General features: G+C 40.2%; 18 protein-coding genes and 1 tRNA gene. 11 read left to right on the forward strand and 8 right to left on the reverse strand.

From position 1 onward, the window contains the following. Positions 1 to 17 precede the first annotated feature (17 nt). Complete coding sequence (locus PSF67_RS01540; protein ID WP_166264244.1) at positions 18 to 791, reverse strand: hypothetical protein; 774 nt, start codon at positions 789 to 791, stop codon at positions 18 to 20. 176 nt (positions 792 to 967) lie between these two features. Between PSF67_RS01540 and PSF67_RS01545 the strand changes: the two genes are divergently transcribed. Then, positions 968 to 1,177 carry a helix-turn-helix domain-containing protein gene (locus PSF67_RS01545; protein ID WP_102138003.1) on the forward strand — a complete coding sequence of 70 codons (210 nt, stop codon included), beginning with the start codon at positions 968 to 970 and terminating at the stop codon, positions 1,175 to 1,177. Positions 1,178 to 1,282: 105 nt separating this feature from the next. On the opposite strand, the gene sugE is transcribed toward PSF67_RS01545, so the two are convergent. After that, the gene (sugE, locus tag PSF67_RS01550) at positions 1,283 to 1,597 is read right to left on the reverse strand and encodes a quaternary ammonium compound efflux SMR transporter SugE (RefSeq protein ID WP_102138004.1); all 315 of its coding nucleotides are present in this window, start codon (positions 1,595 to 1,597) and stop codon (positions 1,283 to 1,285) included. Between the two features lie 269 nt (positions 1,598 to 1,866). Here sugE and PSF67_RS01555 point away from each other — a divergent pair, with 269 nt between their 5' ends. The 3 genes from PSF67_RS01555 (at position 1,867) to PSF67_RS01565 (ending at position 5,661) form a co-directional block, all read left to right on the forward strand. Continuing rightward, on the forward strand, positions 1,867 to 2,775 hold the full coding sequence (locus PSF67_RS01555; protein WP_102138005.1) for an EamA family transporter: 909 nt from the start codon (positions 1,867 to 1,869) through the stop codon (positions 2,773 to 2,775). Between the two features lie 342 nt (positions 2,776 to 3,117). Further along, complete coding sequence (cstA, locus tag PSF67_RS01560) at positions 3,118 to 5,211, forward strand: pyruvate/proton symporter CstA (RefSeq protein ID WP_166264240.1); 2,094 nt, start codon at positions 3,118 to 3,120, stop codon at positions 5,209 to 5,211. Between the two features lie 252 nt (positions 5,212 to 5,463). Next, on the forward strand, positions 5,464 to 5,661 hold the full coding sequence (locus PSF67_RS01565; protein ID WP_272676423.1) for a YbdD/YjiX family protein: 198 nt from the start codon (positions 5,464 to 5,466) through the stop codon (positions 5,659 to 5,661). An 80-nt stretch (positions 5,662 to 5,741) separates the two neighbouring features. On the opposite strand, the gene efp is transcribed toward PSF67_RS01565, so the two are convergent. After that, positions 5,742 to 6,308 (reverse strand): elongation factor P, encoded by a 567-nt coding sequence (efp, locus tag PSF67_RS01570; RefSeq protein ID WP_102138007.1) that lies wholly within the window; start codon positions 6,306 to 6,308, stop codon positions 5,742 to 5,744. Between the two features lie 43 nt (positions 6,309 to 6,351). On the opposite strand from efp, the gene epmB reads away from it, so the two are divergent. Further along, on the forward strand, positions 6,352 to 7,380 hold the full coding sequence (gene epmB, locus PSF67_RS01575; RefSeq protein ID WP_166264238.1) for an EF-P beta-lysylation protein EpmB: 1,029 nt from the start codon (positions 6,352 to 6,354) through the stop codon (positions 7,378 to 7,380). Positions 7,381 to 7,424: 44 nt separating this feature from the next. Here the strand turns inward: epmB and PSF67_RS01580 are convergent, their stop codons facing one another. From PSF67_RS01580 to PSF67_RS01600, 5 genes are all read right to left on the reverse strand, one after another. Next, the gene (locus PSF67_RS01580) at positions 7,425 to 7,769 is read right to left on the reverse strand and encodes a DUF4156 domain-containing protein (protein WP_004908089.1); all 345 of its coding nucleotides are present in this window, start codon (positions 7,767 to 7,769) and stop codon (positions 7,425 to 7,427) included. Positions 7,770 to 8,158: 389 nt separating this feature from the next. Further along, positions 8,159 to 8,383 (reverse strand): DUF2188 domain-containing protein, encoded by a 225-nt coding sequence (locus PSF67_RS01585; RefSeq protein ID WP_102138009.1) that lies wholly within the window; start codon positions 8,381 to 8,383, stop codon positions 8,159 to 8,161. A gap of 209 nt (positions 8,384 to 8,592) precedes the next feature. Continuing rightward, positions 8,593 to 10,236 (reverse strand): chaperonin GroEL, encoded by a 1,644-nt coding sequence (gene groL, locus PSF67_RS01590; protein WP_102138010.1) that lies wholly within the window; start codon positions 10,234 to 10,236, stop codon positions 8,593 to 8,595. A 51-nt stretch (positions 10,237 to 10,287) separates the two neighbouring features. After that, complete coding sequence (locus PSF67_RS01595) at positions 10,288 to 10,581, reverse strand: co-chaperone GroES (protein WP_004908085.1); 294 nt, start codon at positions 10,579 to 10,581, stop codon at positions 10,288 to 10,290. A gap of 162 nt (positions 10,582 to 10,743) precedes the next feature. Continuing rightward, complete coding sequence (locus PSF67_RS01600; RefSeq protein ID WP_102138011.1) at positions 10,744 to 11,259, reverse strand: FxsA family protein; 516 nt, start codon at positions 11,257 to 11,259, stop codon at positions 10,744 to 10,746. Positions 11,260 to 11,696: 437 nt separating this feature from the next. On the opposite strand from PSF67_RS01600, the gene aspA reads away from it, so the two are divergent. The 6 genes from aspA to PSF67_RS01630 all read left to right on the forward strand — a co-directional run bounded on the left by aspA (position 11,697) and on the right by PSF67_RS01630 (position 17,025). After that, positions 11,697 to 13,121 (forward strand): aspartate ammonia-lyase, encoded by a 1,425-nt coding sequence (gene aspA / locus PSF67_RS01605; RefSeq protein ID WP_102138012.1) that lies wholly within the window; start codon positions 11,697 to 11,699, stop codon positions 13,119 to 13,121. Between the two features lie 144 nt (positions 13,122 to 13,265). Next, a complete protein-coding gene (locus PSF67_RS01610; RefSeq protein WP_102138013.1) occupies positions 13,266 to 14,588 on the forward strand; it encodes an anaerobic C4-dicarboxylate transporter in 1,323 nt (440 codons plus the stop codon). A gap of 643 nt (positions 14,589 to 15,231) precedes the next feature. After that, positions 15,232 to 15,525, forward strand: coding sequence for a helix-turn-helix domain-containing protein (locus PSF67_RS01615; RefSeq protein WP_102138014.1), 294 nt, complete (start codon positions 15,232 to 15,234; stop codon positions 15,523 to 15,525). Between the two features lie 218 nt (positions 15,526 to 15,743). Further along, positions 15,744 to 16,316 (forward strand): division control transcriptional repressor DicD, encoded by a 573-nt coding sequence (gene dicD / locus PSF67_RS01620; protein ID WP_413399158.1) that lies wholly within the window; start codon positions 15,744 to 15,746, stop codon positions 16,314 to 16,316. Between the two features lie 126 nt (positions 16,317 to 16,442). Then, positions 16,443 to 16,518: transfer RNA gene (locus PSF67_RS01625), tRNA-Phe, on the forward strand. 189 nt (positions 16,519 to 16,707) lie between these two features. After that, on the forward strand, positions 16,708 to 17,025 hold the full coding sequence (locus PSF67_RS01630; protein ID WP_195697779.1) for an MGMT family protein: 318 nt from the start codon (positions 16,708 to 16,710) through the stop codon (positions 17,023 to 17,025). Positions 17,026 to 17,127 lie beyond the last annotated feature (102 nt).

Consider the following 17,127-nt stretch of genomic DNA (forward strand, 5'->3'; position numbering starts at 1 on the left):
TAAATATATATTTAAATTTAAGGATAGCTTACTAAGGTTTCTAAACAGGCTAGTGTAATTCCATTTTCCTTTAATGCCATAAATAGACCACTAGAAGAAGCATGTGGACAACCAAGTTTTTCTTTAATTCTTTGAATTCTCTTATGTTCACACACTTCAGAACAACCTTGTATGTAGCTAATTTCTTTTACTTTACAATGTGATAATAATAACCTAATAGTAACAACCTCTTTTCGGGTGAAACGAATATTCCCAAACCGCATGTATTGATGCATATCTAAAATCTCGGTTTCTTTTTCATTATCATCCAGATTGTTTTCTACCAATAACTCTATATTCTCTCTTAGTGGTAAATAATCATCATTTGATTTCCATATACCATGTGCGTAATCAGCAATTGTAGGACGACATTTATATATTGCGAGCATCTCCTTCACTGAAAGTTTTCTTTTTGAATTAATTGAGGTTATTTCATATACACTTCCATATTTGGTACAAAAATCCACCTTCAACTCATTCTTTTTCGTTCTCAATAAAGTTTCCATATAAGCTTTAGAGTAATTATTCCAATATTGTATCCCTGATGATAACCGCTCACTCATTAGTTTATCTAAATCAGCATCCCAATAAACCAACAGCCATTCATAATTATTCGAAATAATGTTAACCTTTTTATTACTAACATCAACCCTAGAAAAAGAAAGATCAATATCATTCCAGTCAAAATAATTAGAGAATATATCTTTCAAATCAGCACAAGATTTTTCTAAAAAAACATTCTTAACATCCATAATAAATCCTTTTAAGTTTAAAAATGATTAACATCAAGAGACGTATCTTTATCATAGGATGAAAAACATTCAAAGTATTATTTAATGAGACTATTAAATGTAGGGCTGATAACTTTATATTAATATGAAATAAAAATTCAAATTAAATTATTAAATAAACAATAATTGGAGATAAAATGAAAAAAGATTGGCACTCGGCTGATATTATTGCAGCGATAAAGAAAAAAGGCTCTTCTCTTTCTCAAATATCACGGCAAGCAGGATTAAACTCATCAACATTAAATAATGCCCTTTCAAGACGTTGGCCTAAAGGAGAAAGAATTATTGCTGAATTTTTGGATATACCGGCATCTGAAATTTGGCCATCGCGTTATAACGAAAAATAATATAAAAATAGTTTTCTCTATGCCCAAAATATCAAAAAATGCGGGTAACTTTCTCTGCTACCCGCTTATTATTTATTTTTAATTAAAAAACACTTAATTTGAAAGCTAACTTGATACTTTTAAGCCAATTAGCCCTGTAATAATCAAGGCAAGGCTTAATAAGCGAAACATATTCGCTGATTCCCCAAGGAAAATAATCCCAACAATTGCCGTACCCACTGCACCAATACCTGTCCAAATTGCATAAGCGGTGCCGACAGGCAAATCACGCATGGCATAAGCCAATAGCCCCATACTCGCAATAATAGCGATAATAGTGATGATACTTGGCGTTAAGCGGGTAAAACCATGGCTGTATTTTAACCCTACAGCCCATACCACTTCTAATAAACCTGCAAATAAAAGGACTACCCAAGCCATGGCTGGTTGCTCCCGTTAATTCATCGGGGTCGTCCCCATATTTAAATGACGTTATTTCAGGTCGTCCTGAATACGTGTGATGTGAGAACATATTATAAACATTCACAGACCCAGACTCAAACAACGAAAAATAACAAATAAGTGCAAATTAACAATAATATTTAACCTTTTTATACTGTTTTTTATAATTAAGCATCATAACCATCGCACTCAAAATTATACGCAGGTAAAGTAGGTCTCTTATCTGACAAGTACATCGAGAAAATAGCATGAGTCTCAGAGACATCTTACTCGCCCTTTGTGTGGTAATCATTTGGGGAGTTAACTTCGTTATCATTAAACTCGGTGTGACCGCACTTCCACCGTTATTATTAGGTGCCTTACGCTTCATGTTTGTGGCCTTTCCCGCTATTTTTATTTTTAAGCGCCCTAAAATTCCATTCAAATTATTGCTTCTCTATGGGCTAACGATTAGCTTTGGCCAATTCGCCTTCTTATTTTGTGCTATTCGAGTTGGAATGCCTGCGGGTATAACCTCTGTCATATTGCAATCCCAAGCTTTCTTTACCCTATTACTTGGCGCAATGATTTTAAAAGAATCATTACAGCCGACACACTTTATTGGTATGTTTATCGCGATTGCAGGGCTAACGGTGCTAGCCAATGGTGCCACCGCCGGTGGACTAGATGATATTCCATTACTCGGGTTGGTTTTTACACTAATTGCTGGGTTATCATGGGCTTGTGGAAATATTACCAATAGAATTATTATGAAACAGGAAGGCGCTGAAAAATGCAGTGCCCTATCTTTGGTCAGTTGGAGCGCACTGATCCCAATTATCCCGTTTTTAATTAGTTCATGGATATTAGAAGGTGAAGAAGCGATTACGGAAGGGCTATCCGGTTTTAACTGGTCAGTCTTTGGTGTCATTATCTATTTAGCTTATTTATCAACATTTGTCGGCTATGGGATCTGGGGAGTATTACTTGGTCGCTATGAAGCGTGGCGAGTTGCTCCTTTTTCATTGTTGGTTCCTGTCTTTGGTTTAAGCAGTAGTGCTTTATTCCTTGGAGAGCACATAAATGGCGTACAAGTTGCTGGCCTCGTTTTAATCATGCTTGGCCTAATTACGACGCTTTTTGGCAAAAAAATGATTCAAAAATTAAGGCGAGCCTAGTTAGCCAATGAATAATCGGAAGTTTTTTACCTCCCGATTATTCCCCGAACCTTTTACCCTCGCCCTTATCAGCAAAAACACCCCAACAGTTATTAATTCCAAAATAAATAACAATTTAAGATAAAAAACCAATTAAGCCGATAACTGCTAGTTCAAAACCAGATAAAATCCAATAAATAATCCTAAATTAGTGATATTGGCAACAATTATTAAATTTATCTCAAATTTCAATTAGGTGTCTCGTTTTAGCTACTTTTTCTTTAACTTAAGTATGGCTATATCTTTCTCAGTTTTACTTAAACAAATAACAAAAAGTAATCAACTGAACAGATGGGGATGGCTATGGGTAAACAATTAATATGGATTGTGCTCGCATTACTTGGTGCTTTTTCACTAGGTTACATCGCCTTAAATCGAGGTGAACAGATTAATGCCCTGTGGATCGTTGTTTCCGCCGTGTGTATTTATCTGATTGCATACCGATATTACGGGCTTTTTATTGCTAAAAAAGTACTCCAAGTTGATGCAACTCGTATGACACCAGCAATTCGTCATAACGATGGCTTAGATTACGTACCAACAGACAAAAAAGTATTATTTGGCCACCACTTTGCCGCCATTGCAGGAGCAGGCCCTCTTGTCGGCCCTGTGCTTGCGGCGCAAATGGGCTATTTACCTGGTATGCTTTGGCTACTTGCCGGGGTTGTCCTAGCTGGTGCCGTACAAGACTTTATGGTGCTGTTTGTTTCAACACGTCGAGACGGCCGCTCACTGGGTGAATTAGTTAAAGAAGAAATGGGCAATACCGCAGGGGTGTTGGCTTTAATCGCTTGTTTTATGATTATGGTGATCATCTTAGCGGTACTGGCCATGATTGTCGTAAAAGCCCTCACTCACAGCCCATGGGGAACTTACACCGTTGCCTTTACTATTCCATTGGCTATTTTTATGGGTATTTATACCCGCTATATACGCCCAGGACGTATTGGTGAAGTTTCTATTATAGGGCTAGTTTTCCTCGTATTTGCCATTATCTCTGGGGGTTGGGTTGCTGAAAGCGAAACTTGGGCACCTTATTTTGACTATACCGGTGTTCAACTCACTTGGATGTTAGTGGGATACGGCTTTGTTGCTGCCGTTTTACCCGTTTGGTTGCTACTTGCACCACGTGACTACCTATCAACCTTCTTAAAAATTGGGACTATTATTGGTTTAGCAATTGGTATTTTAATCCTCAATCCAAATCTACAAATGCCATCACTGACGAAATATATTGATGGTACAGGGCCTGTCTGGGCAGGGGATCTGTTCCCATTCCTATTTATCACCATTGCTTGTGGTGCAGTATCCGGTTTCCACGCACTGATTTCATCAGGCACCACACCAAAAATGTTGGCGAATGAAAACCAAGCTTGTTTTATCGGTTATGGTGGCATGCTGATGGAGTCCTTTGTGGCGATTATGGCGTTAGTTGCCGCTTGTGTGATTGACCCGGGTGTTTATTTCGCCATGAATAGCCCTATGGCGATGTTAGCGCCTGCGGGTACGCAAGATGTCGTCGCTTCAGCTGCCCAAGTCGTCAGTAGTTGGGGCTTCCAGATCACCCCTGAACAGCTCAACAGTATTGCTAATGATGTGGGTGAAACCAGTATTATTTCACGTGCCGGCGGTGCTCCAACACTGGCTGTTGGGATGGCGTATATTCTCCACGGTGCCCTTGGCGGCCTAATGAATGTTGCCTTCTGGTACCACTTCGCCATTTTATTTGAAGCATTATTTATTTTAACCGCAGTGGATGCAGGAACTCGAGCAGCACGCTTTATGCTGCAAGATTTACTGGGTGTGGTTTCTCCCTCCTTGAAACGCACCGATTCGTTACCCGCAAACTTGATAGCAACTGCCCTGTGTGTGCTAGCTTGGGGTTATTTCCTCCACCAAGGTGTTGTCGACCCGCTTGGTGGTATTAACACCTTATGGCCACTGTTTGGTATCGCGAACCAAATGTTGGCGGGTATGGCATTAATGCTGTGTGCTGTGGTACTGTTCAAAATGAAGCGCCAAAGATACGCATGGGTCGCTTTAGTCCCAACTGCATGGTTGTTAATCTGTACCATGACTGCTGGCTGGGAGAAAACCTTCAGTGAAGATGCCCGTGTTGGTTTCTTAGCTGTCGCAAATAAATTCCAAGCAATGATTGATAGCGGTAATATTCCTGTTCAATATACGGAATCTCAATTAACTCAGTTAATTTTCAATAACCGCTTAGATGCAGGATTAACTATTTTCTTTATGATTGTTGTGGTATTACTGGCTCTATTCTCCATCCGCACTGCGTTGAAGGCATTAAAATCTGACCAACCAACTGCGAATGAAGTACCCTACGAGCCAATGCCAGCCAACTATGAAGAAATCGTGGCAAATACGCGCCATCATTGATTTTCGCGGAAAAAGCTTGTCACTGTTTAGGGCATATACTCTTTCTCCAAAATAATTCACGTTGGAGCAAGGCGGCAAAGAAGATAGTCCCTAGGAGCATACTCCAGTATGTGACTAGGGTTAGCGAATGAAGCCAACGCAGCAACAGCGTGAAGTATGAAGGAGAAACTAGGAGCATACATAACAGTATGTGACTTGGGTGGCCGAGAGCAGTCAACAACGCTGTAGCGCGAAGTATGTAAGGAGAAAGAAATGTTTGGAGAACTGGGAAAAGCAGCCCGCTACCTAGGCCAAGCGGCAAAAATGATGGTCGGCGTCCCCGATTACGACAACTACGTCGCTCATATGCAAAAAACACACCCTGACCAAACTCCCATGACCTATGAAGAGTTTTTCAAAGAGCGCCAAGATGCACGCTACAGTGGTAAAGGTGGGTTTAAGTGCTGTTAAGCCTTAAAAAAATAGACAAAAAAAGCCGTGGCACTCGACCACGGCTTTTTATTTCTAACGATTCAGTATAGGATCAACCGTTATTTTACGCGTGAAACATACTCACCAGAACGAGTATCAACACGGATCACTTCACCGATCTGAACAAACAGAGGAACCTTAACCACTGCGCCAGTGCTCAGTGTTGCAGGTTTACCACCTGTACCTGCGGTATCACCTTTCAGGCCAGGGTCAGTATCAGTAATTTCTAACTCAACAAAGTTAGGTGGAGTGACTGCGATAGGACGGCCGTCCCACAGTGTTAAAATACATTCTGCTTGGTCAACTAACCATTTCGCGTTATCGCCAACGGTTTTTTCGTCCGCTGCTAACTGTTCGAAAGTTTCGTTGTTCATGAAATGCCAGAACTCACCGTCGTTGTACAGGTAAGTTAAGTTCATATCCATGACATCTGCACCGTCAACAGAGTCAGTAGACTTAAATGTTTTTTCCAACAGTTTGTTAGAAATCAGTTTACGAATACGCACACGTGCGAACGCTTGACCTTTACCCGGTTTGACGAATTCACTTTCTAAAACGACACAAGGCTCGCCATCTAACATGATTTTAAGACCTGAGCGGAATTCATTGGTACTATAAGTAGCCATGGTGATCCTCTAATTTATAAACTAAAAATGGCATAGCCAAAAAATGGTCGATATTGTAACTCAAAATACCTCATCCAGAGAAGTCTGGATACAACAACTTGCAGAAGCAATCACTAATCCAGATGAATTGCTGCAAATACTTAACCTAGAAAACCACCTTTCATCGAAAGAAGGCAGTGAGGCACGCAAATTATTTCCTTTACGCGTTCCAATGCCCTTTATTTCCCGCATGAAGAAAGGCGATCCACTAGACCCTCTGTTATTGCAGGTATTAACCGCAAAAGCAGAGTTTGATATACATCCAGGTTTTTCTACTGACCCACTAGAAGAGCAGGATAATGAAATTCCAAGTTTACTGCATAAATACCACAACCGCGCATTACTGCTGGTAAAAGGTGGCTGTGCAGTCAACTGTCGCTACTGTTTTCGCCGGCATTTTCCTTATGAAGACAACAAAGGAAATAAAAATAACTGGTTGATGGCTGTGGATTATATAAAAAACCACACCGAACTCAATGAAATCATCTTCTCAGGAGGTGATCCATTAATGGCAAAAGACCATGAACTCGATTGGCTTATCAGCCAATTAGAGGCAATCCCACATATAAAGCGCCTTAGAATTCATACTCGTTTGCCTGTAGTGATACCAGAACGTATCACTGAAGCTCTCTGTAAACGCCTTGCTAGCTCAAGGTTACAAGTCATTATGGTGACACACGTTAACCATGCTAACGAAATCGACGAACCATTCACCGCAGCAATGCAAAAACTAAAGTTATCAGGTGTGACATTATTAAACCAAAGCGTATTACTGCGCCAAGTTAATGACAACGTGACAGCTCTGATGAATTTAAGTAATGCTCTATTTGACGCGGGTATTTTACCTTATTACTTGCATGTATTAGATAAAGTCCAAGGTGCTGCTCACTTTTTAGTGAGTGATATTGAAGCTAGACAATTAATACAGCAATTATTAAGTAAGGTCTCAGGGTACCTTGTGCCTAAGCTCGCTCGGGAAATTGGGGGAGAGCCAAGTAAAACGCTGCTTGACCTGAACTTAAGGCAGAACTAGAAAGCAAAACGCCCAAATAACCATTTGGGCGCTATGAATTCATTTTAGGGGCACTTATAAACTTGGCCAACCATTTTGCTATCTAATGGGATGAAGCTAGATAACACGGTTTCACTTGGGCTTGATGCACCAAAAATCACGTTACCGCCCATTGCCGCGGCTTTATTACGTAAATCATTTGCTGCGCTGCGCATTGAGCTAGATTCATTATTTACTCCACTCAACCAGTTGCTTTGAGTCCCTGCAACCTGACCGAGAAGTTGGCAATCACTTCCTGGTTGATTCTCAACAAAACGAACTTGTGAGCCTGCCGCAGTCAAATTAGTTGTTGTTGAACAACCAGCTAAAAGCAATAATGCAGCAGCACCAAGCAAGACTTTAATTCGCATGTTTTCCCTCATTTTTCATTGTGTTTTTGCAGCTGGCTTGAAAATCGCTTTAGTTCCAATAGCCTATTGATTGAAATACCTAGGAGGTGATTAACATGCAGCACCATCATTGCCGCAAACCACCAGCCGAATAGAGTCTATCACAAATTAACCAAAAACCTGCTCTATTCTTTGCGAATTCAAACCATTTACCTTACGTTAAATATAACCCGCGAAGCAACGTTGACGCAAAAATAAATCGTATAACGCATTAATTGTACATCGTTTCGAGGAAATACATTCATCAATAATTAATAGTTATATATTTATTAAAAACCAATAAAAAACCGGCACCGCTAGGAACACTAACGATACCGGTCTTATATTACTCATTCAAGAAGTTATATGACCTAACCTTTAGGCGGGAATGGATCATTACCATAAGAATCTTTGTCTCTTATTCGTCCATCCCTACCATGTATAACTACTTCACTTTTTTGATTCTTTGCTATTTCACGAGCTGCAAGCCTTGCATCTTCTTGTGTTCGATGAACAGATGTGTCTCTAGAATTATTTTCTCCGCGGACAGCCCAACCCTCAGGACGCTTTACTACATGTTGATTTTTTCCAGCCATGAGTTAATTCCTATCAGTGAACGTGAAATACATATTATCACACCAAAAATAAACCACAACATATAGATGAACTGATAAAAAAAAACACAACATATAGTCACCCATAAATAATAAAAAACCGGCACCGCTAGGAACACTAACGATACCGGTCTTATGGCGGGTAGTCCTAACTGGGTTAGTAACTACTTGAGCTTGATGTCGCCAAAGGCTTACATCATACCGCCCATTCCACCCATGCCGCCCATACCAGCGCCACCTAAGTCAGGTGCATCTGATTTTGGCATTTCAGTGATCATCGCTTCAGTGGTGATCATCAGACCCGCGATAGACGCTGCAAATTGCAGAGCAGAACGCGTTACTTTAGTTGGGTCTAAGATACCCATGTCGATCATGTCGCCATAAGCATCAGTTGCTGCGTTGTAACCTTCGTTACCTTTAGCTGCTTTCACGTTGTTAACAACAACTGAAGCTTCTTCACCTGCGTTGGTAACGATTTGGCGCATAGGCGCTTCCATCGCACGTAGAGCAACACGAATACCAACTGTTTGCTCTTCGTTATCACCTTTCATGCCTTCCAGTTTCGCTGCAACGCGAACCAGTGCAGTACCACCACCAGCAACAACGCCTTCTTCAACAGCTGCGCGAGTTGCATGCAGAGCATCGTCAACACGAGCACGTTTTTCTTTCATTTCAACTTCAGTTGCTGCGCCCACTTTAATTACCGCAACACCGCCAGCTAATTTAGCAACGCGCTCTTGCAGTTTTTCACGGTCGTAGTCTGAAGAAGACTCTTCGATTTGTTGACGAATTTGTGCAACACGGCCTGCGATCGCAGATTCTTCACCCACACCATCAATGATAGTGGTAGTGTCTTTGTTGATAACGATACGTTTTGCTTGACCTAAATCTTCTAATGTCGCTTTTTCTAACTCCATACCGATCTCTTCAGAGATAACAGTACCGTTAGTCAGAATTGCGATATCTTGCAGCATTGCTTTACGGCGGTCACCGAAGCCCGGTGCTTTAACCGCGGCAACTTTAACAATACCACGCATGGTGTTAACAACCAGAGTTGCCAGTGCTTCACCTTCAACATCTTCAGCGATGATTAACAGTGGTTTGCTTGCTTTAGCAACGCCTTCTAATACTGGCAGTAATTCACGGATGTTAGAGACTTTTTTGTCAACTAACAGGATGAATGGGTTTTCTAACTCAACAGCACCTGTTTCTGGTTTGTTGATGAAGTAAGGAGACAGGTAACCGCGGTCAAATTGCATACCTTCAACCACATCCAGCTCATCTTCCAGACCAGTACCTTCTTCAACCGTGATAACGCCTTCTTTACCGACTTTATCCATAGCTTCTGCAATTAATTTACCCACGGTTTCATCGGAGTTTGCAGAAATAGTACCAACCTGTGCGATTGATTTAGTGTCTGAACAAGGAACAGACAGGGCTTTCAGCTCTTCAACTGCAGCAACGACGGCTTTGTCGATACCACGTTTCAGGTCCATTGGGTTCATACCCGCAGCAACCGCTTTTAAGCCTTCAGTAATGATAGCTTGAGCCAATACAGTCGCAGTTGTTGTACCGTCACCCGCAGCGTCGTTAGCTTTAGAAGCAACTTCTTTCACCATTTGAGCGCCCATGTTTTCGAATTTGTCTTCTAATTCGATTTCACGTGCAACTGAAACACCATCTTTGGTGATAACTGGTGAACCAAAAGATTTATCTAAAACTACGTTACGGCCTTTAGGACCTAAAGTCACTTTTACTGCGTCTGCCAGAACATTCACACCACGAAGCATTTTCGTACGTGCATCACTACCAAATTTAACGTCTTTAGCTGCCATTATCTCTTTCCTTCAAATTCTTTTCGTTCGTTGAGAAGTTTTAAGTGAAAATTACGCTTCAACAATTGCCAGGATGTCACTTTCGGACATAATCAGGACTTCTTCATTGTCGATTTTTTCAGCTTTCACACCATAACCATCGTTAAAGATTACGATATCACCAACTTTCACATCCAGTGCTTTGATTTCACCATTTTCGAGGATGCGGCCGTTGCCGACAGCAAGAACTTCACCACGAGTTGATTTGCTTGCAGCAGTCCCCGTTAGAACGATCCCGCCTGCAGATTTTGATTCAACTTCTTTACGTTTAACGATAACACGGTCATGCAATGGACGAATTTTCATTAATAGTTCTCCTATAAATAAAGTCCATACTAGGTAAAAGGACGATACCAGCATGTCTTAAATAAACTAGTACCATGTTTGAGCAGATTGGGGCGAAGAAGAGGGACTTCAAGGGGGGAGATAAAAAATTTTTCATTTTTATCTCCCCACAAATAGGATGGTTTATGACTTAGGGCGATCGTCTTTATCTGATAAATCTGTTTTATCTGAGTTATCAATTGTAAAAGAAGGATCATCTTGCTTACGTTGGAATTCCCCCTCAAAAATATCGCCACGTTGATGGCCGCTATTTCCCGTTTGATTGAAACCAGAACCCGGCTGGTAGAAACGAATATGAGGAATTAAGCGCATTACAATGAGCTTTTGAATGGGTGGCAACAATAACAGTAAGCCAATGAAATCCGTAAAAAAGCCAGGCACAATCAACAAGAAACCCGCTAAAACCAATGCAACGCTCTTGATCATTTCAGCTGCTGGGCTTTCACCCGACGCTAACTTTTGTTGGATTTGCAGTACATTTTTCATGCCTTGATTTTTAACGAGTGACACACCTAAGCACGATGTTAAAACAACTAAAATCAAAGTCATTAAAACACCCACTTCGGATGCAACCCGCACAAAAATGACGGATTCAATGTAAACGAGAATACATATCAGAATGAGTGGTAACCAGCGCACAAGTTCTCCTTTATTTCAATAAGCTATCGACTATTTTACGCCCCTAGGGAAACCTTTGTGAACTGCATCTAAGAGACAACTATCAATATTCGCTTTTTTCTTTAGTATAGCCATAATAATTGGGGCAGATATAACGCTTTTCAACTCACAGATTTTTTTCATTAATGATACTTATCTGTGATGAATATCACACAACGTGAAATCTGTTGCATAAATCAAACTATATAGTGATCTAGGTTCAAGGCAACACATGATTAAAAGCATATCATCTACCCATAAATCAGTAGATCATAATGCTGATAACGTAGTAGATGGTGTTAATTGCTTGTAAAGTTTTACTTTGCAATATTAATCACCTGTAAATTTTGTTTTACGAAGTATCGATTTTTAAAAGCGCATAAACGGACAGTAACTGTAATCTAATTAAGAAGGTTCTCATGTCAAACAATACTCGTATCGAAGAAGACCTGTTAGGTAAAAAAGAAGTTCCAGCTGATGCCTATTATGGTGTTCATACTCTGCGTGCGATTGAAAACTTTTATATCAGCGACCGCACTATTAACGATGTCCCAGAATTTATTCGCGGCATGGTTATGGTTAAAAAAGCGGCGGCTTTAGCCAATAAAGAACAACACACTATTCCACGTAATATCGCGGACACCATCATCAAAGCGTGTGACGTTGTTCTAAATGAAGGCAAATGCATGGACCAGTTCCCTGTTGATGTATTCCAAGGTGGTGCGGGCACATCACTGAATATGAATACCAACGAGGTTCTTGCGAACATCGGTCTTGAACTGATGGGTCATAAAAAAGGTGAATATGAATTCTTAAACCCTAATGACCACCTAAACAAAAGCCAATCCACTAACGATGCATACCCTACAGGGTTCCGTATCGCAGTGTATAATTCTATATTGAAGTTAATTGAATCTGTTGAATACCTGAAAAAAGGCTTTGAAGCTAAAGCTGAAGAATACAAAGACATTCTGAAAATGGGTCGTACCCAATTACAGGATGCCGTTCCAATGACCGTCGGCCAAGAATTCCATGCTTTCGCTACTCTCTTAAAAGAAGAAGAGAAAAACTTAAAACGCAGCATCGAATTACTGCTCGAAGTTAACTTAGGCGCAACTGCTATCGGTACTGGCCTGAATACTGCGCCTGGCTACTCAGAGCTTGCAGTTAAAAAATTAGCCGAAGTGACTGGTTTACCATGCATTCCTGCTGAAGACTTAATCGAAGCAACCTCTGACTGTGGTGCTTACATCACTGTTCATGCTGGCTTAAAACGTCTGGCAATGAAACTGTCTAAAATTTGTAACGACTTACGTCTGTTATCTTCCGGTCCTCGTGCAGGTCTGAAAGAAATTAATTTACCTGAGTTACAAGCTGGTTCTTCTATCATGCCAGCAAAAGTTAACCCTGTAATTCCTGAAGTTGTTAACCAAGCTTGTTTCAAAGTTATTGGTAACGATATCTGCGTAACAATGGCAGCTGAAGCGGGCCAATTACAATTAAACGTAATGGAACCAGCGATTGGCCAAGCGATGTTCGAGTCTATCTCTTTAATGAGCAACGCATGTCGTAATCTGCAAGAAAAATGCATTAGCGGCATTACAGTAAACAAAGAAATCTGTGAAGCGTTTGTATTTAACTCCATCGGTATCGTCACTTATCTGAACCCATTCATTGGTCACCACAATGGTGATATCGTGGGTAAAATCTGTGCTGAAACCGGTAAGAGTGTACGCGAAGTTGTTCTTGAACGCGGTTTACTGACTGAAGCTGAACTGGATGATATTTTCTCTGTTGAGAACTTAAAACACCCAGCTTATAAAGCAAAACGCTTTGATGACTAAAGTTTTATGTTTATCATAAATAACACTTAAAAATAAAGGCACGCCTCTCAATAGAAAGCGTGCCTTTTTTGATTGATACACACACAAATAATTAACATAACAGTTTCATAATTTTAATTTTCATTTTGTCGAGGAGTAAACACTATGTTAGCCGTAGAATTTATTATTGTTCTGCTGGCCATCTTTTTGGGGGCCCGTTTAGGTGGGATAGGTATCGGCTTTGCCGGTGGCCTTGGGGTACTGGTACTCGCTGCTATTGGCGTAAAACCAGGAACCATTCCATTTGACGTTATCTCAATCATCATGGCTGTTATTGCCGCAATCTCTGCAATGCAAATTGCAGGGGGTCTGGACTATTTAGTTGCCCAAACTGAGAAATTACTGCGTCGTAATCCTAAGTACATTACCATTCTTGCACCTATTGTTACCTACTTCCTGACACTTTTCGCAGGGACAGGTAATATTTCTTTAGCAACGCTGCCTGTTATTGCAGAAGTTGCAAAAGAGCAAGGTGTAAAACCGTGCCGTCCATTATCCACTGCGGTTGTCGCTGCACAAATAGGTATCACAGCATCACCAATTTCAGCGGCAGTGGTTTATATGGCGTCAGTCATGGAAAACCCAGCAATGGTGGGTGCAGGTAATACCGTCAGCTATATCACACTTCTTAGTGTTCTATTGCCTGCGACATTCCTTGCAATTATTTTGATGTCATTCATTATCTCTTGGACATTCAACTCTAAGCTATCTGATGACCCTATTTACCAAAAACGTTTAGCTGAAGGCTTAGTTGAACTGCGTGGTAGCCAAGTAAAAGAAATCAAAGCGGGTGCTAAATCCTCTGTATTGTTATTCTTACTCGGCGTTATCGGCGTTGTTTGCTATGCCATCATTAATAGCCCAAGCTTAGGGATTGTTGAAACACCATTAATGAACACCACAAATGCAATTTTGATTATCATGCTAACTGTGGCGACATTAATTACTATTCTTTGCCGTGTTAATACTGATGCTATCTTAAACTCAAGTACCTTTAAAGCAGGTATGAGCGCATGTATTTGTATTTTAGGTGTTGCTTGGTTAGGTGATACTTTCGTACAGCACAACATTGACTGGATCAAAGAAACTGCCGGTGATTTAATCCATGAACACTCTTGGATGCTAGCGGTTATTTTCTTCTTCTGCTCTGCGTTATTATACTCACAAGCCGCTACAGCAAAAGCATTGATGCCAATGGCATTAGCGCTGAATGTTAGCCCATTAACAGCTATCGCATCATTCTCTGCGGTTTCTGGCCTATTTATTCTGCCAACTTACCCAACGCTGGTTGCAGCAGTACAAATGGATGACACCGGTACTACACGCATTGGTAAATTTGTCTTTAACCACCCATTCTTTATTCCGGGTACCATTGCCGTGGCATTAGCTGTTTCATTCGGCTTCTTATTTGGCGGTATGATCATATAGCTTATATGAGTACCACGTAATCTTATACCGACCCGTGCAAATCGCACGGGTTTTCTATATCTGCATCTACGTAAAATATATTACTTTGGTCGCCCCATATAAAGTCACTCACGTAATTATAAAATAATAATAACCATTTAAAAAAATTTTAAGCCATGCCTTAGTAATATATATTTCACTCGATTATGAATAATTAAGATAAAATCAAAAATAAACATTTTTCCAATAATATATGTATATTAATACTCTACATATAAGTGTAACAAACAATGACTATAAGCAGGTGATGATAGGTAGTCCCATTCATTTTTCAGAAATCATAAACTCAAATATAACTCCAAAAAAGAAGTTAATATAAATAATTTTCAGAATAAAAAACCATGAAAGCGCAAGATTAAAGGTGATGATTTTAAATTCGCTTTTATGAAACACGAATTCAGGGTAGTAGGGATAGAAATTATCTATCAAAAATTTAAAATCAATCTGCCATAAATATTGGTAATAATTAACTCAGCCTTGTTTAATAATAACTGGAAAGTCTGATTATAATCATTTAATCACTCAGATTGACACCAATTAAACAATAAGGATTTTTGGTAGCAATATACTTTATTCTAACAAGATTTATATACTTGGAGGAGGCATGCTAAATACTCAACGAAATGAAAATACAAATGTAACCGTTTATATTGGAACCTTTTTAAAACACCGCAGAAAAGTGGTTGGCTTGACTGGCGCACAATTAGCTTCTCGGCTAAAAATCAGCCAACAACAAGTTTCTCGTTATGAAAGAGGTAAAAACGCCATTACGATCCAAGGTCTTTTGGATATTTTACAAGCTCTCGAATTACGAAAACATGACATCGATGACTTTATGGAGAAAGTCTTTCAGTTTTATTATATCGATGCTGCGTTGGAAGCTAAATTGATCAATTAAAGTCTGATATAAACCCACAAGTTCGTTCCAGGGGGGTTCTTCCCCCTCCTGTTCGCTTTAAACTCCCCACTTTTAAATACCCACTCAATTTCCTATTTGATTTTGTTCCCCTTCGAAAACGACGACTCATAATAGCACTGCAAATCGCTATAATTCACAATTGAACATTGTTATGATGGAGAAAAATCAGACATATTGTGATGGAGTTAACAATGCCTATCCAACGCGAAACTATTTTGAGCCACGCCTTAAATCAATTGGAAATCCAAGGCTTATCCGCATCTACAGAAAATTTACTCAGTGAAATTGAATCTGATTTCTCAACTATTCGGCAATTCTGGCCAGACGATGAAGCACTTGTTTATGATTGCTTGCGTTATCATAGCCAGCAAATTGAAGTATGGCAGCGCCAAACCTTGCTAGATGAGTCTCTAAGCCCGCAGCAAAAATTAATGGCTCGCTACCAACAATTATCTGAAAAAGTCAGCCAAGGGCGTTTTCCTGGATGTTTATTCATTTCTGCCTGTAATTATTACCCAGATGCCGAGCACCCTATCCACCAATTAAGCCGCTTACAAAAAGACAATTCATTTCACTTCACTAAGAACCTATTAGATGAACTAGATATTGAAGACTCTGCGTTGGTTGCTAACCAAATGGAATTAGTGCTTGAGGGTTGTTTAAACCGCTTATTAGTACAAAGGGATATTCAAGATGTGGAGATTGCACAACACCTTTCAGAGGATATTCTCACAATCGCACTGTGCCGTAAAAAAGGGGCGTTAAGTTAAAAAAGCAATTAACGCATACTAAACACACACCTTTTGCTGAAAAAGAAAACACTCAGTAAAAAAAAGTGTTTTTTTATTAAAAATGCATTGACGCAAACGGCTGAATACGGTTTAATGCGCCCCGTTGCCCGGATAGCTCAGTCGGTAGAGCAGGGGATTGAAAATCCCCGTGTCCTTGGTTCGATTCCGAGTCCGGGCACCACTTATTTAAAGAACCCGCCCAAAAGGCGGGTTTTTGCTTTGTATCTCCCGATAAAATCATATCTCATTGATATTCATTAAGTTCTATAATCACTTGCGCTCTAAATAAGCTTAGAACAAAATAATGTTTTATATCACCTACGCCTTATAATAAGGCCGACACACACTCATCGTAATTAGGGCTGTGACAATGAACAGTGCGCCATCTTTTCGAGATATCATTTATAGCCTCATAGGGAGCATCCCTAGCGGAAGAGTCACTACTTATGGAACACTCGCCAAAATGGCCGGTTACCCTGCTCATATACGCCAAGTTTGCCAAGCGATACGGACTATCCCAGCAGGCAGTTCCCTACCCTGCCACCGCGTTATTAATGGTCAGGGGAAGTTATCCGTCACGGGGGAATGCTATCTACGCCATAAACAAGCACTTGTAGATGAAGGGATTATCTTTAGCGTGAATGATAAGGTAAAACTAAAAGACTATTTGTGGGAAGGGCTTGATTAAAGCAAAAAGTCATACTTATCAATTATTTAGCATTACCTTCATTAATACTGAGATAAACTCAAAGATATAGCCCTCTTTGAGACGGGCTATACCACGTACAAT

The sequence above is a fragment of the Providencia sp. PROV076 genome, from assembly GCF_028483405.1.
Taxonomy (GTDB): domain Bacteria; phylum Pseudomonadota; class Gammaproteobacteria; order Enterobacterales; family Enterobacteriaceae; genus Providencia; species Providencia huaxiensis.